The organism is Duganella sp. Root1480D1 (genome assembly GCF_001427305.1).
In the GTDB taxonomy this organism is placed as follows: domain Bacteria; phylum Pseudomonadota; class Gammaproteobacteria; order Burkholderiales; family Burkholderiaceae_D; genus Rugamonas.
The window spans coordinates 62,779-89,380 of sequence record NZ_LMFZ01000011.1; the positions used below are offsets into that span (position 1 = coordinate 62,779).

General features: G+C 59.6%; 26 protein-coding genes, 1 tRNA gene and 1 pseudogene. 6 read left to right on the plus strand and 22 right to left on the minus strand.

Translation table 11 applies throughout. The features are described from left to right. Positions 1-20: 20 nt before the first annotated feature. The 4 genes from ASD58_RS12325 to ASD58_RS12340 are packed head-to-tail and all read right to left on the minus strand — an operon-like array spanning position 21 to position 1,587. A complete protein-coding gene (locus tag ASD58_RS12325) occupies positions 21-419 on the minus strand; it encodes a hypothetical protein (protein ID WP_057261466.1) in 399 nt (132 codons plus the stop codon). Continuing rightward, complete coding sequence (locus tag ASD58_RS12330; protein ID WP_057261467.1) at positions 416-754, minus strand: hypothetical protein; 339 nt, start codon at positions 752-754, stop codon at positions 416-418. Before ASD58_RS12330 ends, ASD58_RS12325 begins: the two co-directional genes overlap by 4 nt. Beyond that, positions 751-1,227, minus strand: coding sequence for a cupin domain-containing protein (locus tag ASD58_RS12335; RefSeq protein ID WP_057261468.1), 477 nt, complete (start codon positions 1,225-1,227; stop codon positions 751-753). The genes ASD58_RS12330 and ASD58_RS12335 overlap by 4 nt, the downstream gene beginning before the upstream one ends. Beyond that, positions 1,228-1,587 (minus strand): ADP-ribosylglycohydrolase family protein, encoded by a 360-nt coding sequence (locus ASD58_RS12340; RefSeq protein ID WP_057261469.1) that lies wholly within the window; start codon positions 1,585-1,587, stop codon positions 1,228-1,230. Positions 1,588-1,729: 142 nt separating this feature from the next. On the opposite strand from ASD58_RS12340, the gene ASD58_RS12345 reads away from it, so the two are divergent. Continuing rightward, positions 1,730-3,547 (plus strand): DUF885 family protein, encoded by a 1,818-nt coding sequence (locus ASD58_RS12345; RefSeq protein ID WP_057261470.1) that lies wholly within the window; start codon positions 1,730-1,732, stop codon positions 3,545-3,547. Between the two features lie 64 nt (positions 3,548-3,611). On the opposite strand, the gene ASD58_RS12350 is transcribed toward ASD58_RS12345, so the two are convergent. Continuing rightward, positions 3,612-4,055, minus strand: coding sequence for a thioesterase family protein (locus tag ASD58_RS12350; RefSeq protein WP_057261471.1), 444 nt, complete (start codon positions 4,053-4,055; stop codon positions 3,612-3,614). 147 nt (positions 4,056-4,202) lie between these two features. Between ASD58_RS12350 and ASD58_RS12355 the strand changes: the two genes are divergently transcribed. Beyond that, positions 4,203-5,624: a sensor histidine kinase gene (locus ASD58_RS12355; RefSeq protein ID WP_082565380.1), complete on the plus strand. Its 1,422-nt coding sequence runs from the start codon at positions 4,203-4,205 to the stop codon at positions 5,622-5,624. Here ASD58_RS12355 and ASD58_RS12360 read toward each other — a convergent pair. Both ASD58_RS12360 and ASD58_RS12365 read right to left on the minus strand, forming a co-directional pair. After that, positions 5,568-5,873, minus strand: a complete 306-nt coding sequence (locus tag ASD58_RS12360) for an Mpo1-like protein (RefSeq protein WP_373994448.1) — start codon at positions 5,871-5,873, stop codon at positions 5,568-5,570. The two genes, ASD58_RS12355 and ASD58_RS12360, sit on opposite strands and share 57 nt — an antisense overlap. Further along, positions 5,848-6,483 carry a transcriptional regulator gene (locus ASD58_RS12365; protein WP_057261473.1) on the minus strand — a complete coding sequence of 212 codons (636 nt, stop codon included), beginning with the start codon at positions 6,481-6,483 and terminating at the stop codon, positions 5,848-5,850. Before ASD58_RS12365 ends, ASD58_RS12360 begins: the two co-directional genes overlap by 26 nt. A 162-nt stretch (positions 6,484-6,645) precedes the next feature. Between ASD58_RS12365 and ASD58_RS12370 the strand changes: the two genes are divergently transcribed. Beyond that, on the plus strand, positions 6,646-7,002 hold the full coding sequence (locus ASD58_RS12370; protein WP_057261474.1) for an MmcQ/YjbR family DNA-binding protein: 357 nt from the start codon (positions 6,646-6,648) through the stop codon (positions 7,000-7,002). Here the strand turns inward: ASD58_RS12370 and ASD58_RS12375 are convergent. Both ASD58_RS12375 and ASD58_RS12380 read right to left on the minus strand, forming a co-directional pair. Beyond that, positions 6,992-8,602: a M64 family metallopeptidase gene (locus ASD58_RS12375; RefSeq protein ID WP_057261475.1), complete on the minus strand. Its 1,611-nt coding sequence runs from the start codon at positions 8,600-8,602 to the stop codon at positions 6,992-6,994. The genes ASD58_RS12370 and ASD58_RS12375 overlap by 11 nt on opposite strands. Positions 8,603-8,699: 97 nt before the next feature. Beyond that, positions 8,700-9,593, minus strand: a complete 894-nt coding sequence (locus ASD58_RS12380; RefSeq protein ID WP_156401256.1) for a helix-turn-helix domain-containing protein — start codon at positions 9,591-9,593, stop codon at positions 8,700-8,702. 229 nt (positions 9,594-9,822) lie between these two features. On the opposite strand from ASD58_RS12380, the gene ASD58_RS12385 reads away from it, so the two are divergent. Continuing rightward, the gene (locus ASD58_RS12385) at positions 9,823-10,278 is read left to right on the plus strand and encodes a DUF4437 domain-containing protein (protein WP_082565381.1); all 456 of its coding nucleotides are present in this window, start codon (positions 9,823-9,825) and stop codon (positions 10,276-10,278) included. Between the two features lie 350 nt (positions 10,279-10,628). Further along, on the plus strand, positions 10,629-10,892 hold the full coding sequence (locus ASD58_RS12390; protein ID WP_156401257.1) for a hypothetical protein: 264 nt from the start codon (positions 10,629-10,631) through the stop codon (positions 10,890-10,892). Positions 10,893-10,895: 3 nt separating this feature from the next. Here the strand turns inward: ASD58_RS12390 and ASD58_RS12395 are convergent, their stop codons facing one another. From ASD58_RS12395 to ASD58_RS12405, 3 genes are all read right to left on the minus strand, one after another. Then, positions 10,896-11,492, minus strand: a complete 597-nt coding sequence (locus ASD58_RS12395) for a hypothetical protein (protein ID WP_057261479.1) — start codon at positions 11,490-11,492, stop codon at positions 10,896-10,898. A gap of 120 nt (positions 11,493-11,612) precedes the next feature. Next, positions 11,613-12,338: an ATP-grasp domain-containing protein gene (locus ASD58_RS12400; RefSeq protein ID WP_057261480.1), complete on the minus strand. Its 726-nt coding sequence runs from the start codon at positions 12,336-12,338 to the stop codon at positions 11,613-11,615. Between the two features lie 6 nt (positions 12,339-12,344). Beyond that, complete coding sequence (locus ASD58_RS12405) at positions 12,345-13,067, minus strand: YwqG family protein (RefSeq protein ID WP_162253011.1); 723 nt, start codon at positions 13,065-13,067, stop codon at positions 12,345-12,347. Between the two features lie 138 nt (positions 13,068-13,205). On the opposite strand from ASD58_RS12405, the gene ASD58_RS12410 reads away from it, so the two are divergent. Further along, positions 13,206-14,057 (plus strand): endonuclease/exonuclease/phosphatase family protein, encoded by an 852-nt coding sequence (locus ASD58_RS12410; protein ID WP_057261482.1) that lies wholly within the window; start codon positions 13,206-13,208, stop codon positions 14,055-14,057. Positions 14,058-14,169: 112 nt separating this feature from the next. Here ASD58_RS12410 and rpoC read toward each other — a convergent pair whose 3' ends face one another. From rpoC to ASD58_RS30490, 10 genes and pseudogenes are all read right to left on the minus strand, one after another. Continuing rightward, positions 14,170-18,393, minus strand: coding sequence for a DNA-directed RNA polymerase subunit beta' (rpoC, locus tag ASD58_RS12415; protein ID WP_057261483.1), 4,224 nt, complete (start codon positions 18,391-18,393; stop codon positions 14,170-14,172). Between the two features lie 117 nt (positions 18,394-18,510). Further along, the gene (gene rpoB / locus ASD58_RS12420; protein WP_057261484.1) at positions 18,511-22,620 is read right to left on the minus strand and encodes a DNA-directed RNA polymerase subunit beta; all 4,110 of its coding nucleotides are present in this window, start codon (positions 22,618-22,620) and stop codon (positions 18,511-18,513) included. A 190-nt stretch (positions 22,621-22,810) separates the two neighbouring features. After that, entirely contained in the window at positions 22,811-23,185 is a 375-nt protein-coding gene (rplL, locus tag ASD58_RS12425) for a 50S ribosomal protein L7/L12 (protein ID WP_057261485.1), read from the minus strand. A 64-nt stretch (positions 23,186-23,249) separates the two neighbouring features. Further along, complete coding sequence (gene rplJ, locus ASD58_RS12430) at positions 23,250-23,747, minus strand: 50S ribosomal protein L10 (protein ID WP_028103002.1); 498 nt, start codon at positions 23,745-23,747, stop codon at positions 23,250-23,252. 304 nt (positions 23,748-24,051) lie between these two features. Further along, on the minus strand, positions 24,052-24,741 hold the full coding sequence (gene rplA / locus ASD58_RS12435; RefSeq protein ID WP_057261486.1) for a 50S ribosomal protein L1: 690 nt from the start codon (positions 24,739-24,741) through the stop codon (positions 24,052-24,054). A 2-nt stretch (positions 24,742-24,743) separates the two neighbouring features. Then, positions 24,744-25,175, minus strand: a complete 432-nt coding sequence (gene rplK / locus ASD58_RS12440) for a 50S ribosomal protein L11 (protein ID WP_028103004.1) — start codon at positions 25,173-25,175, stop codon at positions 24,744-24,746. 127 nt (positions 25,176-25,302) lie between these two features. Next, positions 25,303-25,902, minus strand: coding sequence for a transcription termination/antitermination protein NusG (gene nusG / locus ASD58_RS12445; protein ID WP_055928282.1), 600 nt, complete (start codon positions 25,900-25,902; stop codon positions 25,303-25,305). After that, on the minus strand, positions 25,902-26,285 hold the full coding sequence (gene secE / locus ASD58_RS12450) for a preprotein translocase subunit SecE (RefSeq protein WP_057261487.1): 384 nt from the start codon (positions 26,283-26,285) through the stop codon (positions 25,902-25,904). The genes nusG and secE overlap by 1 nt, the downstream gene beginning before the upstream one ends. Positions 26,286-26,320: 35 nt before the next feature. Next, positions 26,321-26,396: transfer RNA gene (locus tag ASD58_RS12455), tRNA-Trp, on the minus strand. Between the two features lie 79 nt (positions 26,397-26,475). After that, positions 26,476-26,602, minus strand: a pseudogene (locus ASD58_RS30490) (elongation factor Tu); the annotation flags it as partial.

Below are 26,602 nucleotides of genomic sequence, written 5' to 3' on the forward strand. Positions count from 1 at the left end.
CGCGCTTGCTCAGCATCTTTTCACAGTGATGAATCTTCGAATTGCCACAGGTACCAGCAACCGTCCTGCTGGCGGAAACGGTAGAAGTAGACCAGCGAATCGGAATCGGGGCGGAACACGTTCAGCTCCATCCCGCCCGGCGTGGCAAGCTGCCTGGTCGACAGGTGCTCGGTCTTGATGACGTCGGCCAGCAGGGTGGCAGCGGCAAACTGCTCGCGCGTCACCTGCGTTTTCTTTTCTTCCGAGGTACCCAGCGACTCGAGCGGGAACACCGTGCGCCCGGTCGCGAACTGGCGGTCCACCATATAGCGCGGCAGGAAGCTATCGAATTTCTCCGCCACGCAGCCATGCTGCGCCGGTGGCGCCGCGCAACCCGCCAACGCCGCTGCAGCAACCATCAATGTCAGGATTTTTTTCATTGTTTCTTCGCTCCCAAGAAGATCTTTCCGGCCACCACGATCAGGCAAGCAGTTGGGGCGCCCCCGAAGAGAAAGAAGCAAACGGCCAGGAGCCCGATAGAAAGCAGTTTGCACGCCATGACACGATACCTTGGAATCAGGCGCGGCGCGGACACCAGGATCGCCAGCGCCAGCGTGGTCAGCATCATTGGCCAGTCGATGACGATCGGATAGCGCCTTTGGATGAACAGGTTCTGGCTGTCCGGCCAGGCCAAGGTCAGCGCCATCAGCAACACCGTAAACCAGGCCACGAATACGGCTCCGGCAAGCGGGTTGCGAGACTGTGCAGCGCTCATAGCGGCCCGAAGTCCTTGCCTTCCGAGAGCTTATAGACCTTGATCTTGTCGCCGGTGCGCACCATGCGGCGATCCAGCGCAGGGAAGTCCGCCACTTCGCTTTCCAGGTTTTCGCCGCCCATCAGGTAGACCAGGTCGTCGCTGCCGCGGTTGATCATCTGGTGCGCCTTGGATGGCGTGGGGAAGCCGACAAAGTCGCCCGGCTCCAGCTCATAGTCCTCGCCGTCGATATGCGCAATGCCGCGCCCCGACAGGATGTAGACCCACTCTTCCTCGTTGTGGTGCAGGTGATAGGCAAACGACTCCTTGCCCGGCTTGACGCGGCCAATGCTGACGCCGGTGCGCTTCAAGCCCGCCATGCGCGACAGTTGCGAGCCGCTGATTTCCGAAGCCGGGTTCCACGGATGCGAGAAGCTGCCCTCCGCTTCCTGGGACTGCTGGCGTTTCACGATATGCTTGTATGGTTCGCTCATTCAATGCCTTTCTGCAGCCCTGAACAGGGCGCTAGCCATCGATTCAATTTCGTCCCGCATGTGGAGGCGTTCCATCCAGGGTGCGGGAATTTGCCGGACTCCATAGTATGCCCCCGCCAGTTGTCCGGCGATCGCCGCGGTGGTGTCGGCATCATTGCCCAGGTTTGCGGCCGCCAGGATGGCTGATTCAAAATCGCCGCTGTGTGCAAAGCACCACAGCGCAGTCTCCAGCGAAGCGACGGAGTAGCCCGAGCCGGTGACTTCGTTGCGCGCGATGAGCGCGCGGCATGAATTCCACCGCAGTGCCGACCGCATCTCCACATGCCAGGCCGGCCAGGCATCCACGATAGCGCTCTTCAAGCGTTGGCATCCACGGACCTCGTCTCTTGTCAATTCGCAACATTCTAGCAGCGCAGGCGGGCGGCAGCGAAGCAGGCCATATTGAATGGCCGTTACCCTTAGCGTATGCTTGTCGCTCCTTCATTTACCCGGATCAAGACAAATGAAACATCGTATTACCCTCGGCACGCTGGCGGCCGCCGTTTTGCTGGCTTATGCCCCTGTCCAGGCCAATGCTGCCGCTGCCAAGCCGGCGGCGGTAGAAAAGGCACCGGCCAAGAGCAATGAGGCAGCAAAGAAGCAGTTCTGGACACTGGCCGACGAATACTACGATGCCATCGCCAAATTCGATCCGGTCGGCGCGACCCAGAACGGCGACAACCGCTTCGACGACCAACTGGGCACCGCCATCTGGCCGGAATCGCGCGCCAGGCAGTTCGACCTGTACCGCACGTTCACCAAGCGCCTGCAAGCGATTCCGCGCGCGCAACTCAATCGCAGCGACCGTATCAGCTACGACGTGATGGCCTTCGAGCTGAAGACCTACCTGGCTTACGAGCCCTTCCCTGAACACCTGCTGCCGATCGAGCATATGAGCAGCATGCCGGTCACCCTGGCCAACTTCTCCGGCGGCGACGCTTCGCAGCCGCTGACCACGGTCAAGGAATACGAGGCTTACCTGAGCCGCCTGAACCAGCTCCCGGCGTGGATCGACCAGGCCATCGCCAACATGAAGGAAGGCATGGCCAAGGGCATCACCCAGCCGAAAGCGATCATGCTTGCCGCGCTGCCGCAGTTCCAGAAGCTGGTCAGCGAAACGCCAGAAAAGAACATTTACTTCACGCCGGTGAACAAATTCCCGGCCAGCTTCAGCGACGCCGACAAACAGCGCCTGGCCGCCGCCTACCGCGCCACCGTGGCCGACAAGCTGAACCCGGCGCTGAGCAAGCTGTCCGCCTTCGTCGAGCAGGAATACATTCCAGCCTGCCGCACCAGCACCGGCTGGAGCGCCCTGCCGAACGGCGCGGCCTGGTACAAGGTACGCATCGCCGATTCCACCACCACCAGCAAGACCGCCGAAGAAATCCACCAGACCGGCCTGCGCGAAGTAGCGCGCATCCAGGCCGAATACGCCAAGCTGGGCCCGAAACTGGGCTACAACGGCCCGGCCGCCGGCCTGCCGACGTGGGTGTCGCAGCAGCCGAAATTCTTCCCCTTCAAAACGGAAGACGAAGTGCAGGCCGTGTACCACAAGCTGAACGACCTGCTGGACACCAAGCTGCCCTCGATGTTCACCCTGATCCCGAAGGCCAAGCTGGACCTGCGCCTGGAGCCTGAACTGAGCCGCGACACCGCCTCCGACCACTACACCGCGCCGGCACTGGATGGCTCGCGTCCCGGCGTGTTCTGGTCCGTGGTGACCGATCCGACCAAGTACGGCAGCACCGGCATGAACACCCTGTTCCTGCATGAAGGCAAACCAGGCCACCACTTCCACATCGCCCTGATGCAGGAACTGGACATGCCGAAGTTCCGCAAATTCGGCGGCAACACCGCCTTCACCGAAGGCTGGGCGCTGTACGCCGAAACCCTGGGCAAGGAAATGGGCCTGTACGAAGATCCGGCCCAGTACTTCGGCCACCTGAACGACGAGATGCTGCGCGCGGTGCGCCTGGTGGTCGACACCGGCATGCACGCCAAAGGCTGGACCCGCGAGCAATCGATCAAGTACATGACCGAAACCCTGGGCGATGAAAGCGTGGCGCGCAACCAGACCGAGCGCTACATGGTATGGCCGGCGCAGGCCCTGGCCTACAAGACCGGCGCCCTGAAGATCCAGGAACTGCGCGCCAAGGCCGAGAAGGCGCTGGGCAGCAAGTTCACGCTGGCCAAGTTCCACGCCATCGTGCTGGGCGACGGCACCGTCCCGCTCGCCCTGCTGGAGTCCAAGGTCGACGCCTGGATCGCCGCCAGCAAATAAGCAAGACTGCTGGGCCCGTGTCACACCATGGGGTCACACCCCAAGTGTGACACGGGCTGGGCAGCTACTTCTTAAGGGCGTAGCGTTTGATGCGCTTGAGTACCAGTTCGGGCAGCGCACTGATCTGTTTCGCGTGGTTGGCGAACACGATTTGCTGCCGGCCCACCGATACCGGGTGGCCGTCGGCATAAAAGCGGAACTCGAGCCAGAACGAGCACTTCCGCACATCGTAGGTATTTACTTCGCAGGAAACTTCCTGGAATGGAAAAGTCTCTTGCAGGTAATCGTTCTGCGCATGCTTTGTAATAAATACCCCCTCCGCCTGCAGCATGTCGCGGGAAATACATTCATAAAACCACTTCTCCCGGCAAATACCTTGCCATTCGAAATACCGCGCAAAGTAGGTATTACCGTAGGCATTGGAATCCTTGAGGAAAATCGACAGCTTGTGGTGGAAAGTCATTTCGGCGGCGGCAGGGGCGTCAGGGGCTGGGACGTGCATGTACATAGGACTATTTCTCCATAAAAGTAAAACGGCTTAATGCCAGCCCTTACTTTTTCTGATTGGCGCGCCGAACTATTGATATTCCTCAATACTTGTCTAATTTCTTGACAATAAGCTGTTAACAATCCGTTTTTAAGCTGAGGAAACTCAATGTATGCGCTAATACCGGCATTGGTCTCAGCCCTGTTTATTTGTTATGGGCTGTACGTTTTGCGCTCGCGCGGCCCGAACCGGGTCGGCCTGACCTTTTTCGCCGTCTGCGCCACCACCTTCTTCTGGCAAGCGAGCTGGGCGCTGCTATTCCTGACGCATAACGACGCCACGGCCATGGCGCTGGCGCGCCTGGGCTACCTGCCGATCCTGTTCCTGCCGACCACGCTGTACCACTTCATCATTGAACTGACTGGCAGCAAGGATGAGCGTCCCGGCCTCTACCTCAGCTACCTGTTTGCCTGCGGCCTGGGCTTGCTGCTGCCGACCACCGACTGGATGCTGTCCGGCCTGCAGCATTACTTCTACGGCGCCTATCCGAAAGCGGGCTGGCTGCATCCTCTGCACCTGGCGCAGACCGTGATCGTGATCGGGCGCGCCTTGTGGCTGCTGTATCGCCGCCAGCAGCGCGCGGTGTCGACCGAGCGCACCCGCTTGCGTTATGTGCTGGTCAGCATCCTGATCTACTTCGGCGCGGCCATCGATTACCTGTGCAACTATGGGATCGAGATCTATCCGCCAGGCGTGGCGTTCATCCTGGCCTCGCTGGGCCTGATAGCCCAGGCCATGGTGCGGCACAACCTGCTGGCCGATCCGATGGCCGCCGCCGCCACCATCGCCCATGAGATGCGCACGCCGCTGGCAAGCATCCGCAGCCAGACCCGCATCCTGGCTCGCAGCCTGCCGGAGCTGATTGCCGGCTACCGGCCGGAACACCAGGGAGCGCTGGGTACGCGCCAACTGGAACACCTGGGTGAGATCGCGCGCAGCATCGATGCCGAAGTATCGCGCTCCAACTTCATCGTGGACATGCTGCTGGCCTCTGCGCGCGACGGCATCATGCGCAGCGAGAGCTTCGCCGTGCATTCGGTCAGCGTATGCGTGGACGAAGCGATGGCCTGCTACCCGTTCTCGGGCGCCGAGCGTTCGCAGGTGCGCGTCACCATCCGCAACGAGTACAGCTTCCACGGTTCGGATGTGCTGCTGATGTTCGTGCTGTATAACCTGCTGAAGAATGCGCTGCAGGCGGTGAAGGTGCATGGCAGCGGTGCGGTGGAGGTCGAGTGCTATTCGCGCGGCACTTGCAACTGGCTGGTGGTGACCGACAACGGCCATGGCATTGCGCCCGATGTGCTGCCGCACGTCTTCGAGCCGTTCTACACCACGCACCACAATGGCGGCGGCACCGGCATGGGCCTGGCCTTCTGCAAGCGCGTGGTATCGGCCTTCGGCGGCGAGATCGGCTGCGAATCGGAGGCCGGGCGCTATACCCGCGTGGCCATCAGCCTGCCGCGCACGGCAGCCTCACCACGCAACGCGGCCCGTAAGCATATCGCGGAACATTACCCAGTCGCCCATTAGGCTGAACAGCGGGTACTTGAAGGTGGCCGGCCGGTTGTGCTCGAAGAAGAAATGGCCGACCCAGGCGAAGCCGTAGCCGACCACGGGCAGCAGCCACAGCAGCGCCAACTCACCCGTGACAATGGCCATCGCCACCAGCAGCAGCACAATGGTGGAGCCGGCGAAATGCAGGCGGCGGCAGGTGCTGTTGGAATGCTCCTGCAGGTAGAAGGGATAGAACTCTTTAAACGTCCGGTAATGCGTCTCCATGCTCATCCTCCGGGTGGACTTCCTTGATGATGTTATCGAGGTCGGTATCGTCGCCCAGCACAAAGACCTTGCGGTCTCCCAGCATCTTGAGGATGAAAGGCTGCTGCTCGCGCAAGCGGCGCTGGAAGTCGTCGACCGAATACAGGTTGGGATTGATTTTGCGCCGTAGCAGGCGCTCGGCCACCGGTAGCCGGTTCAGCAATTCGCCGTAGGTCGTATTCTCGCCGATCAGCAGCAGCTCGACTGGTGCCGCGGAATCCTCTGCTTCCTTGACCGTGGTACCGTAGACGAAGGCCACGCTGAGCTGCTTGCGCATCGGCGCCAGCGCAGAGTTCAGCACGCTGACCAGGCCGAAGGTTTTCTTGACCAGACTGGCCAGCTCGGAATAGACCAGGTTTTCCTTATTGGGGCGGAACTGGCGCACATTGCCGATGCGCTCGGAGACGATCAGTCCGGACTCATGCAGGCGCTTGAGTTCGCGTTGCGCGGAAGCGCTGCCCAGCCCGGTCAAGCGCATGATTTCGTTGAGGTGGAAACCCTCATTCACGCGCACAAACAGCAAACCCAGCAGCTTTTGCTGGGCGGGGGTAAACAGGGCCGAGGCGATCATAGGCCAAATATTAGCATGACCACCGCCCCGAATATGCTGGCAATTTAGCAGAAAAACATGCATCCTTGCTGCCCAAAGCCTGACAAATCTTCCATACGTAAAGGCTCGGGAATCCATGCCGAAGCTGGCAATCCCCGATGCGGACGACAAGGTCCTCAACAGATGAACACAGAACAGTTGAAAGCCCACTGCGCCAGCCTACCCGGCGCAGAAAGCCTGCTGCACGCGCCGCCGGTCAATGTATTGAGCTACAAGATCGGTGGCAAGACCTTCGCCTACTTCAAGACCAGCGAGCCGGAACGGTGGCGCTTCAGCTTTCGCGCCACGCCCGACCGCTTCCTCGAGCTCACCGGCATGCCCGGCGTGAAACCGGCCCGCTACATGGGCCGGTTTCACTGGGTCACGATAGTCGACGTGCGTAGCTTCCCGCGCGACTACCTGGTCGAACTGGTGCAGTGGTCATACGACAAGGCGCTCTCCTCACTGACGAAAGCGCGCCAGCGCGAGCTTAAGGCTTAGGGAAGGCGTAGGTCAGCGAATAGTTGCCGCTGCCCGAATACGACTTCACCTGGGCATAGTAATAGCCCGCCGTGCCGTTGTAGCTGATCGACTCGCTGGAGGTATTGCCCTCGCTGGCCGCGACCTTGGTCCAAGCGCTGCCGGACCATTTGTACAGGTACAGGTCGAAGTCCGCGCCGGAAGGCCCGCTCAGTTTCAGCGAGAAGGTGCCGGCACCGGCTTGCACCCAGCCTGGCGAAGCGCTTGGCGCGATGGCGCTACCGCCGTTGGCCAGCGTGCCCGTCTGCGTTACCGAACCGGACCCGGTGTACTTGGCAAATACCTTCTGCACCGCGCCTTCGTTCACAGCATGCCATGGATAGCCGAGCGTGCGCATGCGCGAGTTTTCCGTCGGACGGTACTTGCCCGAGCCGCAGTACTGCGCGCCCACGAAAGTGCCGACAGTGCCGTTCGGGTAGACACCGAGGCCGGTCGGCACGGCGGTGCTGCCGGAAATCAGGTTGCCCCATTTGACCGATCGCGTGCCGTTCAGCGACACGTTGACTTCGCTCGGCTCGCTGCTGGTATTGCAGGTGCCGTACTCGTATTCATCGGCCAGCGCGAAGGCGGTGTGGCCGATTTCGTGCAAGGCCACCTCGATCGATTGCTCGTGCATCGACAGCGTTGCCACGGCCCCTCCGGAACCGCCATAGCGCGTGGAATTGGCGATCACCACGATCACATCGCGTGCGTCGGGCGCCAGCACGGAGGCTGCGATATTGGTCGCCTTGGTGTCGTTTACGCACAGCAGGCGCTCGATGTTGTAACAGCCGAATTCCGCATCCATGGCGGTGTCACGATAGATGCCCTTGTCGATTTCGTCCACGCCGGACTGGTTACTGGCGACGTCGACGCGATGGATGTTCATCGAAGCACGGTTGGCATTGAACAGCGGATCGGCCAGGAAGCCGTTGATCACCTTTTGCGCATCGGCGCGCCACTTGTCCATTTCAGCGGCCGTGTAGCCGTCGCCGATGAAGACATAGTCCATATGGGTCGCCGCGCTGCCGTTGTTCAGGATCGTGGTGGCCGTCGCGGCCGGCGTAGCGGCCAGCGCAGCGGAACGCGTGGTCTTGGCACTGGCGGCTGCCTGCTCCAGCGCGCTGCGCTCAAAGCGCGCCAGCGGTCCCGCGGCCGCGACAGCCGACTTGGCACCGGCCGTGCCGCCCTGCTTCGGCAGCACTTCCACGCTGGCCGTCGCCTTATCGAATGGCAGCGACACTTCGAAGCTGCCCTCGCGTTGCTGCACCGTGGTCGACAGGTCGATTGCGCCCGAACGCGGGTTAAAGGTCTCCACGTGGCGGCGCAGGCCGTTATTCACGCTCACTTCATGCAGCACGCGGCCCTGGGCATCCTTGGCCACCACCACCCACTGGTCGCCCTCGGCGCCGTTCCGCACATTGGGTGTCACCGCAAACTTGCCCACCTCCGCGTGCAGCGGCTTGAATTCGGCGCCGGCGCGGCCTTCGCTAAAACCGATGCGCAGCGAGATATTGTCGGCCTGCGCTGCGCCGGCCGCCGCCAGCGCGAGCAGCGCCAGGGAATTTCGTAGTAAAGCCATCTTGTCTCTCCATTTTTGTGGTTTGGAACTGGAGATTCTGTGGCCGACCGGCAGCGTAGCGCGTGCACAAACGCGCGCAAATTGCACAATCCTGCTATTAACAATTGTTACAGCGGCTGGCGCGCCACGCGGCGGGCGACAAGCCGTAGTGTGCCGAGAAGGCTCGCGTGAAATGACTGGCGCTATGGAAGCCGAATTCCTCGGCGATGTCGACGATGCGCGCCTCGCGGCCGGCCAATGCCACGCAGGCTTGCTCCAGGCGGCGCGTCAGCACATAGCGATGCGGCGGCAAGCCGACCGCACGATGGAACTCGCGCGAAAAATGCGCCGCGCTCATGCCGCACAGCGCGGCCAGTTCCGCATTGGCCAACGGCGCATCAAGATGCTCGGTGATATGGCGCAGCACGCGGCGCAGGCGCGCTCCGCCGAGCGAACTTTCCTCGCCCTGGCTGGGCCGCGAATAATGCTCGATCAGGTAGCAGGCCAGGGCCATGGCAAGGTGGTCGCACATCTCCGCCGCCAAGGGCCCCGCCAGCGCCTGCGCATCGAGCATCTTGCGCACCAGGTCGAACACCATGCGGTCGGAAGTGAACTGGCTGGCAGCCAGCGTCGCATCGATCTGTTCGCCGCGCTGCGCCGCCAGGCGATCGACCAGTTGCACCGGCAGGAAGACGTTGACGATATCGCAGCCGCTAAGCTGGCTCCAGCGCCCCTGCTCCCCCGGCGGGCAAAGCCGGAAGCGGTTGGCCCCGATGGTGCCGCCCCAGACCGGCGTATTGCCCTGCCAGATGCGCGCCTCCAGCGGCTCCATCATCAAGGCCAGGCGATAAGTGCCTGGATGCGGGCTGACGGCGCGGATGGCGTGCTCGGGCCCATCGCTGATCCACCGCCCCAACGCAGCCCGCGATCCGGGAAGCGGCCCGATGCAGGCGTGCAGCGCATTGACGCCCGCCATCCTGAACCACCGCTCAAGCTCTTCGACGCTCTCCATCGAAGCAATATACCCCAGCTCCTGCCGAGCCCGTGTCCCGCCATGGGGTCACACCCCAAGGGGGACACGGCCTCGGCTGCAAACCGCAGCTCAAGTGCCGAATTGCGCACAGTTTTGTCGCTTTTTTCCCGGAACTCGGCGTCCAGCCGACTTGGAATCCGGAGTGGATGGGCTATAACGATAGGTGGACGCCAGTTTCCCGCCAACCACAACAAGAAGGAGCGCCACCATGAAAACAATGGCATTTGCGGTACTAGCGGTTTCCGCCCTGCTGAGCGCCAGCGCGTCAGCCAAGGATAAGGCCAAGGAAGACGTGGTCTGGCCTGCCGAACAAGTGAAATGGGAAGCCGGCCCGGTCGCCGGTACCAAGGTCGCCAAGCTATGGGGCGACTGGATGAAAGGCGGCCCCTACGGCGTGCTGGTCAAGTTCGATGCGGGCCAGGTCAACGCCCTGCACCACCACACCCATGCACTGAAAATCGTGATCATGTCAGGCACGTTCGTGCACAAATCCGATGGCGCGCCTGAAACCAAACTGGGCCCGGGGTCATACCTGATGCAAGCCGCCGGCAAGAAGCACGTCAGCGGCTGCGCCACAGGCGCCGACTGCACCTTCTTCATGAGCTCCGACGGCAAGTTCGACTTGATCGACGATTCGAAAGCGGCTGCCAGCGACAAGAAGTAGCTGCATTTTGCTGGGAGCGCCGAAGATATAGTCCGGAGGACATCCTACGGCATAGCAGAGGGATACCGGGCTTCTGAGAGCGCTCCGTCAACGCAATTTTCATTGAACATGAGGCAGATCAAAATCAAAGACTAATCCATGGCTAGGCTAAAGGCTCTACATGCACCAGGAGAATGTAATGGAGAGCACAGCCCCAATTGACAGCCGCGAATATTTCTTAATTCCGCAAGCGTATGAAGGCGGAGGCTATTACGTTCAGATCGCTATTACTGCTTAGACTTGGAGCCAGTGCCGCCACATGGGCTCAACTGGATGCCGCGCCCGAATTCAAAGCACTTCGCGGAAGCTACATGGTCTATAGCTCCGGCCTGGGAGATCCCCAGCCGGCAAAAGCGGGCGACAGCAAAATAGCCTTCGCCATCGAAGGACAGGCCGCGCGGAAAATGTTCGACTCCATGGCCCCGGACGTGCGCGATGCCTGCACCGAAGGTTCTGGCGTTCGAATGCGGGTGAAAGGCCAGATCTCCTGCCAGCGAGAAAAGTCCGGCCAATACCGCTGCAGCTTCGGCTTCGACCTTCGAACAGGGAAAAATATCAGCGGGAGCGTCTGCTAAGCCTCAAGCCTTGCCATAGCTGAGCAAGAACTGCAGGATGGCGCGGATTTCGGCTTCGGTCGCGGACGGTAGGTGGAACACGTCGCGATCATCCCAGGTCATCTTGGATTCGGTCAGCTTGGTCATGCTTGCGCCGAAATGGTCCATATTGAAAGCCGCGCCCAACGCGTGCCCGCGCGGCGGCATGGTGTTGAAGATGATCCTGAAACTGCGGTCCGGCATTTGGCGGATCACCGGCTCGCAGTTGGAGTCGAATCCCCGCGCCTGGACTTCGCCGTAGGTCCGGGCGTGTTTCGCGATAATGGTCGAATAGGCGAAGCGGCGCACGCCGCCGTAACGCTGGTTCACGTGCACCATGATGTCATTATCCACCGGGATTCTTACCGTCGCACCCGTCTGGTCTTTCGTCTCGGTCTCGACCAGCTCCCCAGCTATCAGCGCATCAAACAGCTTGCGCTTGGCAGGATGGATGCGCGCGACGATTTCGGCATGATTGTTTGGCAAGTCGAACAGGCCACTGAACATCGACTCATGCAGGTACATTTTTCCATCGTCACCCACCACCGATGCGTCACAGGTGATTTGCAGGGAATCGGCCATATCGCTCTCAAAACAAATTTCAGAAATACTGATTGTAGTATGCAATTGGCACCTGGCAATCTTTCAGGCCTCAATGCATAAAAAAACGCCTCCCAACGGTGGCATTTTTGCAGCAGTTTGTTAAATAGTGCTTGCCAGCTCGCTCCAACGGGCTTCCAGCAATGCCGCGTATAGCATCGGTTGCAGCCCGTAGCTTCCCAGCGCAAACCCGTCATTCACTTCGATTAGCGCGGTTTCGCCATTGGCGAGCACGGCGAAGTCGATCGCATACCCCTGGGGCGCCCCGTCAAATGCGGCGATCGCCGAATCGATAAACCTGAAATCCGGGAACTTCCGGAAGTCGCCCCAATAATGCTTGCACCCGACGACCGAGCCTTGGGTCACATAGACGCGATACTCGGAGACCATTTCCAGAACGTCAGCACAGACCACGCTGGCGTCATCGTCAATGCCGGCTGTAACGGCAAGGTCGGCGTAGTTCCGGATCACATGGCCAGGAAACTGCTTCAGTTTATTCGCGGCCGGCTTGATGAACACTTCCTGGCCCGAATCAGCCAGTTCCCGGACGTCTCTCAGGCGGGCTTCCCAGATCCGCCGTTTTGAATATTGCTCGAGCGCCGACGGCAAGGATGGAAGGGATGGAAATGGAATGCCGAGTTTCGCGAACGCTTTCTGGACGATTGGCACACCACCAACGACCAGCATTTCCCTCGTCAGCTCTATTTCGTCAAATGCCGTTGCCTCGAAAAAGCGGACCTCGTGACCGCGCTCCCTGAAGCCGATGAAGGCGCAATGACCGTTGGTTGTCGCAATCTCGCCTGCGCGTTTCTGGATCAATGCAATCATGTTCTTTCACCCCGCATCGCTTTTCAAAGCGCCGAAGTCTTTTGCTTTCAGTCTTTCCGGCTCGATAAAGACCATCAGCTTGTCGCCGTCATGCCAGCACCATTCCAGCTCGTCGTGGGATTTCAGCGTGATCAAAGAGATCCATGCTGGGCCTGGAGTTGGGTCATATGCCAGGGAATGGAAGGACGGATATCCCAACATATAGTCATCCGCGAAACATCCCTGCTCCGCCAGCCAATAGAGCATGTCGGTCTCAAAGGGCCAGTCATTGCGAAGCTCGGCACTACTTGGGATGTCGACGCCCACCGTCATCTTCAACTTTTTCGGCTGTGCAGACATTTGATGCGGACAGGCAGTCGCCGTCAGTTCATCTACATTCGGCCAATAGAACCCGAGCACATAGCCGTCATCCCCCCAGAAAACTTCCCCCTCCTCGTCGAATGCATAGAAGAGCGACAGGATTCCACTTTCGGGCAAAATTGAAGGACCGTTGTCGAGCTCGCCAAAATTGATCTGGCCGAGAAATCGATATTCGCCTACCTCATGCTCCGGCCAGGTGAAACCTGCTGGAACCACGGGGCTGCCGCCGAACCGGCTGTCATGATCGCCTGGAGCAGCATCCGCAAAGTCCAGCACTACGCTTGGCCTGGCGAGACCTTCGATATATTCGAGATGTGGACGCAATTCTTCGTCGGATAAAACAAGCTCCCTCAATTTCTCGATCTTCAACGTTGCGTTCCCCTCGTTGGCTGGCAATGAATTCCTTGCGAATAATACAAGGTACCAGGCTTTCTCGGCAAAAAACGCGCGAAGGAAGCGGCTTCCCGCTCGCATATACTGGAGAGCCCGAACTTTCCTTCCTGGAGCATGATGAGGACCCGCCGCCGTTTGATGCAGCTCTCTTTCCTGGCTGCGCTCGCCCCTGCTGCCTTTGCGCAGCAGGATGCAACGCTGAATATCGCCACCTATAACCTGCGCATGAACACTGCGAGCGACGGTCCGAACGCCTGGCCGCATCGCAAGGAACTGGTCAAAAGCCTGGTGCGTTATCACGATTTTGACCTGCTCGCGACGCAAGAAGGTTTGCCCGACCAGATCGCCGACCTGGACGGCATGCAGGAATACGCCCACGTCGGCGTTGGCCGCGATGATGGCAAGAATGCCGGTGAACACTCCGCCATCTTCTACAAACGCCAACGCTTCACCCTGCTGCGCAATGCCGACTTCTGGCTGAGCCAGACGCCTGATCGCCCCTCGCTGGGATGGGATGCCACTTGCTGCCACCGTATCGCATCCTGGGCGCAGCTGCAGGACCGCCAGACTGGCCGCAAGTTCTACTTCTTCTCCGTTCACTTCGACCATGAAGGCGAGGTGGCGCGCCGCGAATCGGCCAAGCTGATGCTGCGCAAGGTAAAGGAAATTGCCGGCTCCGAGCCAGTGATCGTGGCTGGCGATTTGAATTCCGTGCCGGAGACCGAACAGGTCGGCACCATGAAGTCTCAGTTGGCGGACGCATTCGATATTAGCGCGAAGCCAGCCTACGGCCCGGTTGGCACTTTCAACGGATTCAAGATCGATAGCCCGCTGAACGAGCGCATCGACTACATCTTCGTCAGCCCACAGGTGAAGGTCCTGAGCTACGCAACGCTGACCGATTCACTCCACGGCCGCTTTCCTTCCGATCACCTACCGGTGCTGATCAAGGCGCGAATCAACTGACGGGTCCGTGTCCCACCGTGGGGTCAGCCCCCATGGTGGGACACGGGCTCAGCTGTGTATTGCTAAAAAAAACGCCACCCGAAGGTGGCGTTTTTGCTGGCGTTGAAGCGGATTACGCTTCGTCGCTGTGGTGCGGTTCGTCCGCTGGCAGTTCGGCCACGATGGCGGCGCGTTCTGCTTCCAGCAGCGCTTTGCGCTCTTCGGCTTCCCACACTTCCTTCTCTTTGCGGGCGCGGTGGAAGGCCAGGCCGGTACCACCTGGGATCAGGCGGCCGACGATGACGTTTTCCTTCAGGCCGCGCAGACCGTCGCGCTTGCCCATGATCGCGGCTTCGGTCAGGACACGGGTGGTTTCCTGGAACGATGCGGCCGAGATGAAGGAGTCGGTCGACAGCGATGCCTTGGTAATACCCAGCAGCACGTTTTCGTAGGTTGCCGGAATCTTGTTCAAGGCGTTGACCTTGTCGTTTTCTTCCAGCAGCTCGGAACGCTCCACCTGCTCGCCGACGATGTAGTCGGTGTCGCCGGCGTTGACGATCTGTACGCGGCGCAGCATCTGGCGAACGATCACCTCGATGTGCTTGTCGTTGATCTTCACGCCCTGCAGACGGTACACGTCCTGCACTTCGTCAACGATGTAGCGGGCCAGCGCTTCGATACCCAGCAGGCGCAGGATGTCTTGCGGATCGGCTGGGCCGTCCACGATCATCTCGCCCTTGTTCACCACCTGGCCGTCGTGCACCAGCACTTGCTTGTCCTTGGTAATCAGGAACTCGTGCTTGTTGCCGTCCATGTCGGTGATTTCCAGACGCTGCTTGCCCTTGGTTTCTTTACCGAAGGCCACGGTACCGGTGACTTCCGCCAGCATGCCTGCGTCTTTCGGCGAACGTGCTTCGAACAGTTCCGCCACGCGTGGCAGACCGCCGGTAATGTCTCGGGTCTTCTGCGATTCGGTCGGGATACGCGCCAGAACCTCACCCACGGACACTTGCTGGCCGTCTTTCACCATGATCAGTGCGCCGACCTGGAAGCCGATCGCCACTGCGTGTTCGGTGCCGGCGATCTTCACTTCAGCGCCTTCTTCGTTCAGCAGTTTCACCTGTGGACGCAGGGCTTTGCCTGGGGAGCCACGACGCTTGGCGTCGATCACCACCAGGGTGGCCAGGCCGGTCACTTCGTCGACCTGGCGCGCCACGGTCACACCTTCTTCGATGTTTTCGAAGCGGATGGTACCGGCGTACTCGGTAATGATCGGACGGGTCAGCGGGTCCCAGGTTGCCAGCGGTGCGCCGGCCTTGATCACCATGCCATCCTTGACGATCAGGGTCGCGCCGTAAGGCACCTTGTGACGCTCGCGCTCACGGCCGTGGTCGTCGGTGATCAGCACTTCGCCGGAACGGGAAATGACGATCTGGGCGCCCTTGCCATTGGTGACGTAACGCATGGTGGCGGTGAAGCGCACGGTGCCGTTCGACTTGGCTTCGACCGAGGATGCCACTGCTGCACGCGATGCCGCACCACCGATGTGGAAGGTACGCATGGTCAGCTGGGTACCAGGTTCACCGCTCGACTGTGCCGCCACCACACCGACTGCTTCGCCGGAGTTGACCAGCATGCCGCGGCCCAGGTCGCGGCCGTAGCACTTGGCGCACAGGCCATAGCGGGTGTCGCAAGTCAGCGGGGTGCGGACTTTGACTTCGTCCACGCCCATACGTTCGATCTCTTCGACCATGTCTTCGTCCAGCAGGGTGCCGGCTTCGTACACGGTGGCCTGGGTTTCCGGATTGACGATGTCGGTGCCTGCCACGCGGCCGAGGATACGGTCGCGCAAGGCTTCGATCACTTCACCGCCTTCGACCATCGCCTTCATCAGGGTGCCGTTGGAAGTGCCGCAATCGTCTTCGATCACCACCAGATCCTGGGTCACGTCGACCAGACGACGGGTCAGGTAACCGGAGTTCGCGGTCTTCAGCGCGGTGTCGGCCAGACCTTTACGAGCGCCGTGGGTCGAGATGAAGTACTGCAGAACGTTCAGGCCTTCGCGGAAGTTCGCTGTAATCGGCGTTTCAATAATGGAACCGTCAGGTTTTGCCATCAGACCACGCATACCGGCCAGCTGGCGAATCTGTGCTGCGGAACCACGCGCACCGGAGTCGGCCATCATGTAAATCGCGTTGAACGATTCCTGGGTCGACTGGCTGCCGTCGCGACGCACCACGTCTTCCACCTTCAGGTGGTCCATCATCGCCTTGCCGACTTCGTCGGAAGTCTTGCCCCAGATGTCGACGACCTTGTTGTAACGTTCGCCGGCGGTGACCAGACCGGAAGCATACTGCTGTTCGATCTGTTTCACTTCCGCTTCGGCGGTCGCGATCAGGGTCTTCTTCACTTCCGGCACCAGCATGTCGTCCACGCAGATGGAGATACCGGCGCGGGTTGCCAGGCGGAAGCCCGACTGCATCAGCTGGTCGGCAAACACCACGGTCGCGCGCAGGCCGCACTTGCGGAAGGAAGTGTTGATCAGCTTGGAGATCTCTTTCTTCTTCAGCGGACGGTTCAGTACGCTGAATGGCAGGCCCTTCGGCAGGATCTCGGACAGGATGGCGCGGCCAACGGTGGTCTCGTAACGGGTCACGGTACGGACGAACTCGCCGGATACCGGATCCTTTGGATTTTCAACGATACGCACGGTGATGCGGGTCGCCAGTTCCACTTCCTTGTTGTCGTAAGCACGGATGACTTCGGACACGTCCGGGAACATCATGCCTTCGCCCTTGGCGTTGACCGCTTCGCGGGACGCGTAGTACAGACCCAGCACGATATCCTGGGAAGGAACGATCGATGGTTCGCCGTTCGATGGGAACAGGATGTTGTTCGAAGCCAGCATCAGGGTGCGGGCTTCCATCTGTGCTTCGATCGACAGCGGAACGTGGACTGCCATCTGGTCACCGTCGAAGTCAGCGTTAAACGCTGCGCAGACGAGCGGGTGCAGCTGGATCGCTTTACCTTCGATCAGCACAGGCTCGAAAGCCTGGATACCGAGACGGTGCAGGGTTGGTGCACGGTTCAGCATGATCGGATGTTCGCGGATCACTTCTTCCAGGATGTCCCACACCACTGGCTCTTGCACTTCGACCAGCTTCTTGGCGGCCTTGATGGTGGTCGCGAGACCCATCAGTTCCAGCTTGTTGAAGATGAATGGCTTGAACAGTTCCAGGGCCATCAGCTTTGGCAGACCGCACTGGTGCAGTTTCAGCTGTGGACCCACCACGATCACGGAACGGCCGGAGTAGTCGACGCGCTTACCCAGCAAGTTCTGACGGAAGCGGCCGCCCTTACCCTTGATCATTTCAGCCAGCGACTTCAGCGGACGCTTGTTGGCGCCGGTCATCGCTTTGCCGCGACGGCCGTTGTCCAGCAGCGAGTCCACCGCTTCTTGCAGCATGCGCTTTTCGTTACGCGTGATGATCTCTGGAGCACGCAGCTCCATCAGGCGCTTCAGACGGTTGTTACGGTTGATGACGCGGCGGTACAGGTCGTTCAGGTCGGAGGTCGCGAAGCGGCCGCCATCCAGCGGGACCAGTGGGCGCAGTTCCGGCGGCAGCACCGGCAGCACTTCCATGATCATCCAGTCCGGCTTGATGCCGGAACGCTGGAATGCTTCCAGCACTTTCAGGCGCTTGGCGTACTTCTTGATCTTGGCTTCGGACTTCGATTCCTTCAGTTCCACGCGCAGGGCTTCGGCATCGCGGTGGATGTCGATCGAGCGCAGCAGTTCGCGGATACCTTCAGCGCCCATGAAGGCGGTGAAGTCGTCGCCGTACTCTTCGTACTTGGCGGCGTAGTCGTCTTCCGACATGATCTGGCACTTCTTCAGCGGGGTCATGCCTGGATCGGTCACGACGTATGCTTCGAAGTACAGCACGCGTTCGATATCGCGCAGGGTCATGTCCAGGACCATGCCCAGACGCGACGGCAGCGATTTCAGGAACCAGATGTGCGCAACCGGGGATGCCAGTTCGATGTGGCCCATGCGCTCACGACGCACTTTGGCCAGGGTGACTTCAACGCCGCACTTTTCGCAGATGACACCGCGGTGCTTCAGGCGCTTGTACTTGCCGCACAGGCATTCGTAGTCCTTGATCGGGCCAAAGATCTTGGCGCAGAACAGGCCGTCGCGCTCAGGCTTGAAGGTACGGTAGTTGATGGTTTCTGGCTTTTTGACTTCGCCATACGACCACGAACGGATTTTCTCAGGAGAGGCCAGACCGATCTTGATCGCGTCGAACGACTCGTTTTGCTGTACTTGCTTGAATAAATCGAGCAGGGCTTTCATGTATCACTCCAGATGGTGACGAATTCTTTACTTACTTAAAACCGGTAAACCGGCCGGGTGGCCGTCCCGTCCGACCCGCAGGGTCAGACGGCATTTACGCGGCTTCCGAGGGCGGTTTTAGTTGCGTTCCAGGTCGATATCGATACCCAGGGAACGGATCTCTTTCACCAGCACGTTGAACGATTCCGGCATGCCGGCATCGATCACGTGGTCGCCCTTGACGAGGTTTTCGTACACTTTGGTACGGCCGTTCACGTCGTCGGACTTCACGGTCAGCATTTCTTGCAGCACGTAGGACGCACCGTATGCTTCCAGTGCCCACACCTCCATCTCACCGAAGCGCTGGCCGCCGAACTGGGCTTTACCGCCCAGAGGCTGCTGCGTCACCAGAGAGTAAGGACCGGTGGAACGGGCGTGCATCTTGTCGTCGACCAGGTGGTGCAGCTTCAGCATGTGCATCACGCCCACGGTGACTTTGCGCTCGAACGCTTCGCCGGTGCGGCCGTCGTACATGGTGACCTGGTTCTTGGACGGGGTCATGCCCAGGTGCTTGGCGATGTCGTCCGGATACGCCAGGTCCAGCATGCGGCGGATTTCCGATTCGTGCGCGCCGTCGAACACCGGAGTCGCGAACGGCACACCCTTCTTCAGGTTGTATGCCAGCTTCATGATCTCGTCGTCGGACAGGGAAGCGATGTCTTCCTTGGCACCGGACTCGTTGTACACGGTGGTCAGGTACTTGCGCATCTCTTCGACCTTGATCTGCGCTTGCAGCATTTCGCCGATACGGATGCCCAGGCCCTTCGCTGCCCAACCCAGGTGGGTTTCCAGGATCTGGCCAACGTTCATACGGGACGGAACGCCCAGTGGGTTCAGCACCACGTCTGCCGGGGTACCGTCAGCCATGTATGGCATGTCTTCCACCGGAACGATACGGGACACAACACCCTTGTTACCGTGGCGGCCTGCCATCTTGTCGCCGGACTGCAGGCGGCGCTTGACGGCCAGGTAAACCTTGACCATCTTCTGCACGCCAGGCTGCAGTTCGTCGCCCTGGGTCAGCTTCTTGCGCTTCTCTTCGAAGGCCAGGTCGAACTGGTGGCGCTTCTCGGCGATGGATTCCTTGATGGCTTCCAGGGCCTTGGCCATGTCTTCGTCGGCAGGACGGATGTCGAACCAGTGGAACTTGTCCAGGTCGTCCAGGTAGTCCTTGGTGATCTTGGCGCCTTTGGCCAGCTTCTTAGGGCCGCCATTCACAACCTGGCCGATCATCATCTTTTCCAGACGCTGGAAGGCGTCGCCTTCCACGATACGCATCTGGTCGTTCAGGTCCAGGCGGTAGCGCTTCAGTTCATCGTCGATGATCTGCTGGGCGCGCTTGTCGCGTGGGATGCCTTCGCGGGTGAACACTTGCACGTCGATGACGGTACCAACCATGCCGGATGGAACACGCAGCGAGGTGTCTTTCACGTCGGATGCTTTTTCGCCGAAGATCGCGCGCAGCAGCTTTTCTTCTGGGGTCAGCTGGGTTTCGCCTTTCGGGGTCACCTTACCGACCAGCACGTCGCCGGCTTGCACTTCAGCGCCGATGTACACGATGCCGGATTCGTCCAGGCGAGCCAGTTGGTTCTCTGCCAGGTTCGAAATATCGCGGGTGATTTCTTCCGCGCCCAGCTTGGTGTCACGCGCAACCACGGACAGTTCTTCGATGTGGATCGAGGTGTAACGGTCGTCTTTCACGACGTTTTCCGAGATCAGGATCGAGTCTTCGAAGTTCAGGCCATTCCATGGCATGAAGGCCACGGTCATGTTCTGGCCCAGTGCCAGTTCGCCCAGGTCGGTCGATGCGCCGTCAGCGATCACGTCGCCCTTGGCCACACGGTCGCCCACTTTGACGATAGGACGCTGGTTGATGTTGGTGTTCTGGTTGGAGCGGGTGTACTTGATCAGGTTGTAGATGTCCACACCGACTTCACCAGCCTGTGCTTCTTCATCGTTCACGCGGATCACGACGCGGCCCGCGTCGATGTAGTCCACCACGCCGCCGCGCAGTGCCTGCACGGTGGTGCCGGAGTCGACGGCCACGGTACGTTCGATTCCGGTACCCACCAGCGCCTTTTCAGGACGCAGGCAAGGTACAGCCTGACGCTGCATGTTGGCGCCCATCAGTGCACGGTTCGCGTCATCGTGCTCCAGGAATGGAATCAGCGATGCTGCAACGGAAACGATCTGGCCTGGGGCAACGTCCATGTACTGCACGCGCTCTGGGGAAACCAGGATGGTTTCGCCGGCTTCACGCGACGACACCAGTTCGTCGACCAGTTGGCCTGCTTCATTGATCTTGGCATTTGCCTGGGCAATGATGTAGCGGCCTTCTTCAATCGCGGACAGGTAGTCGATCTTGTCGGTGACCTTGGAGCCTTCAACCTTGCGGTATGGGGTTTCCAGGAAGCCGTATTCATTCAGGCGGGCGTACAGTGCCAGCGAGTTGATCAGGCCAATGTTCGGGCCTTCAGGCGTTTCGATCGGGCACACGCGGCCGTAGTGGGTCGGGTGCACGTCGCGCACCTCGAAGCCGGCGCGTTCGCGGGTCAGACCGCCAGGGCCCAGAGCGGATACACGGCGCTTGTGGGTGATTTCCGACAGCGGGTTGGTCTGGTCCATGAACTGCGACAGCTGGGACGAACCGAAGAACTCGCGGATAGCAGCCGAGATCGGCTTGGAGTTGATCAGGTCGTGCGGCATCAGGTTGTCGGCTTCGGCCTGGCCCAGGCGTTCCTTGACGGCGCGCTCGACGCGCACCAGGCCGGCGCGGAACTGGTTCTCGGCCAGTTCGCCCACGCAACGTACACGGCGGTTACCCAGGTGGTCGATATCGTCGACTTCGCCGCGGCCATTGCGCAGCTCAACCAGGATCTTGATCACGGCCAGCACGTCTTCGTTCGACAGGGTCATGGCGCCGGTCAGTTCATCGCGGCTGATGCGGCGGTTGAACTTCATGCGGCCCACGGCCGACAGGTCGTAACGGTCAGGGCTGTAGAACAGGCCGTTGAACAGGGCTTCCACCGACTCTTCGGTTGGCGGTTCGCCAGGACGCATCATGCGGTAGATCGCCACGCGAGCAGCGGTCTGGTCGGCGGTATCGTCGATACGCAGGGTCTGGGAAATGTAGCCACCCTGGTCCAGGTCGTTGGTGTACAGGGTCTGGATGGTGTTGATGTTGGCGTCGCGCAGCTTGCCCAGGGTTTCCTCGGTCAGCTCGTCATTCGCCAGTGCCACCACTTCGCCGGTTTCCTGGTCAACGATGTTCTTGGCCAGTACGCGGCCCAGCAGGTAGTCTTCCGGCACGGAGATGTGCTGGATGCCTGCCTGCTCGATTTCGCGCACGTGCTTGGCGTTGATACGCTTGTCCTTGGTGACGATGGTCTTGCCCGACTTCGGATCGACGATGTCGAAGCGCGCGACTTCGCCGCGCAGGCGTTCGGACACGAACTCCATCTCTGCGCCTTCCGAACGCAGGTTGAAGTTGTCGAAGACGAAGAAGTTCGCCAGGATCTGTTCCGGGGTCATGCCGATCGCCTTCAGCAGGATCGATACCGGCATCTTGCGGCGGCGGTCGACGCGGAAGTACAGGATGTCTTTCGGGTCGAACTCGAAGTCCAGCCAGGAACCGCGGTAAGGGATGATACGTGCCGAGAACAGCAGCTTGCCGGACGAGTGGGTCTTGCCGCGGTCGTGCTCGAAGAACACGCCTGGCGAACGGTGCAGCTGGGACACGATGACACGCTCGGTGCCGTTGATCACGAACGAGCCGGTGGTCGTCATCAGGGGCAGTTCGCCCATGTAGACTTCCTGCTCCTTCATTTCCTTCACGACCGGCTTGGTTGGCGATTCCTTGTCCAGGATCACCAGGCGCACTTTGGCGCGCAGCGGGGAAGCGAAGGTCAGGCCACGCAGTTGGCATTCCTTGACGTCGAACGCCGGGTCACCCAGGACGTAGGACAGGAATTCCAGACGGGCGAAGCCGTTGTGGGAAACGATTGGGAAGATCGACGTGAAAGCCGATTGCAGGCCTTCGTTCTTGCGTGTTGCAACAGGAGTGTGCTCTTGCAAGAAGTTCTCGTAAGACTCGAGCTGGGTAGCCAGCAGGAACGGAACGTTGTGGACGTTGGCGCGTTTCGCAAAGGACTTGCGAATGCGTTTCTTCTCAGTAAATGAGTAGTGCATGGACACTCCGTGTGAGACAGGAAAAGGTAGAGAATTCAGCGTTGCGGGCGCGCTTCGCAAGACTCAATTCACTATAAAACAACAACTTCTACTTCACAGACGACAAAGGAGCCAAGGGCGGACCCACCCTTCCGGGTGAAATCCGCCGCATTGGCTTCCTAAACTAAGGCAGTTACCCGCCTTGGTTCAATTACTTCAGATCGGCCTTGGCGCCAGCTTCTTCCAGCTTCTTCTTAGCGGCTTCAGCGTCAGCTTTCGACAGGGCTTCTTTCACGGTCTTCGGTGCGCCGTCAACCAGGTCTTTGGCTTCTTTCAGGCCCAGACCGGTGATTTCGCGAACAGCCTTAATCACGCCAACTTTGTTAGCGCCGACTTCGGACAGAACCAGGTTGAATTCGGTCTGCTCTTCAGCAGCGGCTGCAGGACCTGCGCCACCAGCTGCTGGAGCTGCCATTGCAGCTGCGGACACGCCGAATTTTTCTTCGAATGCCTTGACCAGTTCGTTCAGGTCCATTACGGACATTTCGGACACTGCGTTCAGGATGTCGTCTTTGGAAATTGCCATTTGAAACTCCTAATTTGTTTGTAGTACTACAGAATTGGTATTGACTAAGAAACCAGGCCAGCGATTAAGCGGCTTCGGTTTCTTTTTTGGCTGCCAGAGCAGCCAGACCACGTGCAAAGCCCGACACCGGAGCCAGCATAACGCCCAACAGCTGCGAAATGAGGACTTCACGGGAAGGAATGCTCGCCAGTGCGGTAACGCCAGCTACGTCGAGCTGTTTACCTGCATAGTTACCAGCCTTCAGGACCAGTTTGTCGTTGGTTTTGGCGAAGTCGGCGAGGACTTTCGCTGCAGCAACAGCATCATCCGAGATCGAGTAGATCAGCGGACCGGTCATGGAATCGGCCAGAGCGGCGAATTGCGTGCCTTCTACTGCACGACGTGCCAGGGTGTTCTTCAGAACACGGATGTACACGCCTTGCGCACGCGCATTGGCACGGAGTTTAGTCAAGTGACCAACCTGGATGCCACGGTACTCGGCCACAGCGATAGTTTGCGCAGTTGCTACTTTTGCGGAAACTTCGGCAACGACGGCCTTTTTGTCATTCAGATTGAGACCCACGGTCTTCTCCTTAAATAATGCTCGGCTTGCGCCTCGCATCGGTTCGAACAACGGCGTCCGAGGTTTAGGAGTCTAAAGGGACTACATAAACTTGTTCGGGTACACCATCTGCGTTGGGAGCTTTCGCTATTAACCAGAAGCCTACCTGATGCCTCCAGCCCAACGGTCTTTGAAGGCGCGGCCGGGTTGCCCCGGCCAGCCCAAAGATCCGCCCAGCCTTTCGACCGGGACTTAATTCTTTACTCTAACTAGCGGCATCAGGGCCAACACGCTGCGCGTGTCAGCACCTGACACCGGAAAGTTATTACAGGCCAGCGTGGTCTACGCGTACACCGGCGCCCATGGTGGACGACAGGGATACTTTACGCAGGTACACGCCTTTGGACGAAGCTGGCTTAGCCTTGTTCAGTGCGTCGATCAGGGCAACCAGGTTGGTCTTCAGATCAGCGTCAGCGAACGACTTGCGGCCGATGGTGGCGTGGATGATACCTGCCTTGTCGGTACGGTACTGAACCTGGCCGGCTTTCGCGTTTTTCACGGCGGTAGCGACGTCAGGGGTAACGGTGCCAACTTTCGGGTTAGGCATCAGGCCACGTGGGCCCAGGATCTGGCCCAGGGTACCAACGATACGCATGGTGTCCGGGGAAGCGATCACGATGTCGAAAGGCATGTCGCCGGCTTTGACGCGCTCAGCCAGGTCTTCCATACCAACAACGTCAGCGCCGGCAGCTTTAGCTTGCTCAGCCTTGTCGCCGGTTGCGAACACAGCAACGCGAACGGTCTTACCGGTGCCGGCTGGCAGAACCACGGAACCACGAACAACCTGGTCGGACTTCTTAGGGTCCACGCCCAGCTGTACGGACACGTCGATCGATTCGTTGAACTTGGCGGTAGCCAGTTCTTTGATCAGAGCAACAGCGTTGTCGAAAGCGTACACTTTGGTACGGTCAACTTTAGCCTTGATGGCTTGAGCGCGCTTGGACAGTTTTGCCATGATTAGATGCCCTCTACGGTGATGCCCATCGAACGTGCGGAACCAGCGATGGTGCGCACAGCAGCATCCAGGTCGGCAGCGGTCAGGTCCGGGGTCTTCAGTTTAGCGATTTCTTCAGCTTGAGCGCGGGTCAGCTTGCCTACCTTGTCGGTATGTGGCTTAGCGGAACCTTTTTGCACGCCGGAGTGCTTCTTGATCAGGAAGGTCGCTGGAGGGGTCTTCATCACGAAGGTGAAGGACTTGTCAGCGAACGCAGTGATCACGACTGGGATTGGCATGCCTGGTTCCATACCTTGGGTCTGCGCGTTGAACGCTTTGCAGAATTCCATGATGTTCAGACCGCGCTGGCCCAGTGCTGGACCGATTGGAGGGGATGGGTTTGCCTTACCAGCTGGAACTTGCAGCTTGATAAAGCCAATGATTTTCTTTGCCATTTGGGCACTTCCTATCGTTGGATTGAGTAGTAGCGCCCCGCACGCGGCGGGGCTCCTCTTGTTTGCCTGATTGAACGCTCAGGCCGGCGGTTAGCTGCGAACCCCGGTAAGTCGGGGCCAACAATACTTAAACTTTTTCGACTTGACCGAACTCGAGTTCGACTGGAGTCGCGCGGCCGAAGATGGTGACAGACACACGCACCTTGGATTTCTCGTAGTTGACTTCTTCGACGTTGCCGTTGAAATCGGTGAACGGGCCATCCTTGATGCGGACTTGCTCGCCCACTTCGTACAGCACTTTCGGACGCGGCTTTTCCACGCCTTCCTGCATTTGCTGCATGATCTTGTCGATCTCGCGCGCAGGAATCGGGGTTGGCTTGTTCGATTTGCCGCCGATGAATCCGGTCACCTTGCTGGTGTTTTTCACCAGGTGCCAGGTCTCGTCGGTCATTTCCATTTCCACCAGAACGTAGCCCGGGAAAAAGCGGCGCTCGGTAACGGACTTCTGACCGTTACGAACTTCAACGACTTCTTCGGTCGGCACCAGGATCTGGCCGAACTGGTCTTGCATACCGGCGCGCTCGACGCGCTCCATCAAGGCGCGCTGAACGCTTTTCTCCATACCGGAGTAGGCATGCACGACGTACCAGCGCTTGTTGCTGACTGGAGTCGACACTGCCTGCGCAGGCTCTTCCTTGCCCGGCTCGTCTTGTACAATTTCGCTCATTATTTCTTCCAACCCAGGATGAGGTCGTACAACACAAATTCGAGGATCTTATCCGTGCCCCAGAGGAAAATCGCCATCACGGTCACGAACGCGAACACGATCAGGGTAATCTGGGTGGCCTCCTTGCGAGTCGGCCACACGACCTTTTTGGTCTCGCGAACGGATTCCTTAGCAAAATTCAGGAAATCACGGCCTGCAGCAGAGGTGTACGCGATGCCGGCGGAAATAAGCAAACCAACCACAAGCGCAGCTGCCCGCACCAGGGTTGGTTTACCGGTCAGGACGAAAAATCCGACCACGCCTGCAATCAACGCCACAACTGCCAACACGACTTTGAACTTATCGTTCGTCGTGCTAACGGTTTGCACGGATTGATTAGACATTTACTTTTACTTTCGGTGCCCTGCACCAGATTCGGTGGCAGGGGCGGAGGGCATCGAACCCCCAACCTTCGGTTTTGGAGACCGACGCTCTGCCAATTGAGCTACGCCCCTACGTAAAACTTTACAGTGGAATCCGTAATTCTAGCACCCATCAGCGATGGGCGCTAGCCTTGGCTGGATTCTTTTCGCCTTAAGCCAGGATCTTGGCCACGACGCCGGCGCCGACGGTACGGCCGCCTTCACGGATTGCGAAACGCAGGCCTTCTTCCATAGCGATCGGGGAGATCAGCTTGACGGTGATGGAGACGTTATCGCCT

What these genes read in the sequence shown, in the direction of transcription:
- ASD58_RS12375 (WP_057261475.1), bottom strand. Translation starts at nt 8,602, where the DNA reads ATGGCTTTACTACGAAATTCCCTGGCGCTGCTCGCGCTGGCGGCGGCC.
- ASD58_RS12395 (WP_057261479.1), bottom strand. Translation starts at nt 11,492, where the DNA reads ATGGCCGATTCCCTGCAAATCACCTGTGACGCATCGGTGGTGGGTGAC.
- ASD58_RS12365 (WP_057261473.1), bottom strand. Translation starts at nt 6,483, where the DNA reads ATGATCGCCTCGGCCCTGTTTACCCCCGCCCAGCAAAAGCTGCTGGGT.
- secE (WP_057261487.1), bottom strand. Translation starts at nt 26,285, where the DNA reads ATGTCTAATCAATCCGTGCAAACCGTTAGCACGACGAACGATAAGTTC.
- ASD58_RS12385 (WP_082565381.1), top strand. Translation starts at nt 9,823, where the DNA reads ATGAAAACAATGGCATTTGCGGTACTAGCGGTTTCCGCCCTGCTGAGC.
- ASD58_RS12400 (WP_057261480.1), bottom strand. Translation starts at nt 12,338, where the DNA reads ATGATTGCATTGATCCAGAAACGCGCAGGCGAGATTGCGACAACCAAC.
- ASD58_RS12390 (WP_156401257.1), top strand. Translation starts at nt 10,629, where the DNA reads ATGGTCTATAGCTCCGGCCTGGGAGATCCCCAGCCGGCAAAAGCGGGC.
- ASD58_RS12370 (WP_057261474.1), top strand. Translation starts at nt 6,646, where the DNA reads ATGAACACAGAACAGTTGAAAGCCCACTGCGCCAGCCTACCCGGCGCA.
- rpoB (WP_057261484.1), bottom strand. Translation starts at nt 22,620, where the DNA reads ATGCACTACTCATTTACTGAGAAGAAACGCATTCGCAAGTCCTTTGCG.
- ASD58_RS12325 (WP_057261466.1), bottom strand. Translation starts at nt 419, where the DNA reads ATGAAAAAAATCCTGACATTGATGGTTGCTGCAGCGGCGTTGGCGGGT.
- ASD58_RS12335 (WP_057261468.1), bottom strand. Translation starts at nt 1,227, where the DNA reads ATGAGCGAACCATACAAGCATATCGTGAAACGCCAGCAGTCCCAGGAA.
- ASD58_RS12330 (WP_057261467.1), bottom strand. Translation starts at nt 754, where the DNA reads ATGAGCGCTGCACAGTCTCGCAACCCGCTTGCCGGAGCCGTATTCGTG.
- ASD58_RS12345 (WP_057261470.1), top strand. Translation starts at nt 1,730, where the DNA reads ATGAAACATCGTATTACCCTCGGCACGCTGGCGGCCGCCGTTTTGCTG.
- rplA (WP_057261486.1), bottom strand. Translation starts at nt 24,741, where the DNA reads ATGGCAAAACTGTCCAAGCGCGCTCAAGCCATCAAGGCTAAAGTTGAC.
- rplL (WP_057261485.1), bottom strand. Translation starts at nt 23,185, where the DNA reads ATGGCAATTTCCAAAGACGACATCCTGAACGCAGTGTCCGAAATGTCC.
- nusG (WP_055928282.1), bottom strand. Translation starts at nt 25,902, where the DNA reads ATGAGCGAAATTGTACAAGACGAGCCGGGCAAGGAAGAGCCTGCGCAG.
- rpoC (WP_057261483.1), bottom strand. Translation starts at nt 18,393, where the DNA reads ATGAAAGCCCTGCTCGATTTATTCAAGCAAGTACAGCAAAACGAGTCG.
- ASD58_RS12410 (WP_057261482.1), top strand. Translation starts at nt 13,206, where the DNA reads ATGATGAGGACCCGCCGCCGTTTGATGCAGCTCTCTTTCCTGGCTGCG.
- ASD58_RS12350 (WP_057261471.1), bottom strand. Translation starts at nt 4,055, where the DNA reads ATGTACATGCACGTCCCAGCCCCTGACGCCCCTGCCGCCGCCGAAATG.
- ASD58_RS12360 (WP_373994448.1), bottom strand. Translation starts at nt 5,873, where the DNA reads ATGGAGACGCATTACCGGACGTTTAAAGAGTTCTATCCCTTCTACCTG.
- ASD58_RS12380 (WP_156401256.1), bottom strand. Translation starts at nt 9,593, where the DNA reads ATGGAGAGCGTCGAAGAGCTTGAGCGGTGGTTCAGGATGGCGGGCGTC.
- ASD58_RS12355 (WP_082565380.1), top strand. Translation starts at nt 4,203, where the DNA reads ATGTATGCGCTAATACCGGCATTGGTCTCAGCCCTGTTTATTTGTTAT.
- rplK (WP_028103004.1), bottom strand. Translation starts at nt 25,175, where the DNA reads ATGGCAAAGAAAATCATTGGCTTTATCAAGCTGCAAGTTCCAGCTGGT.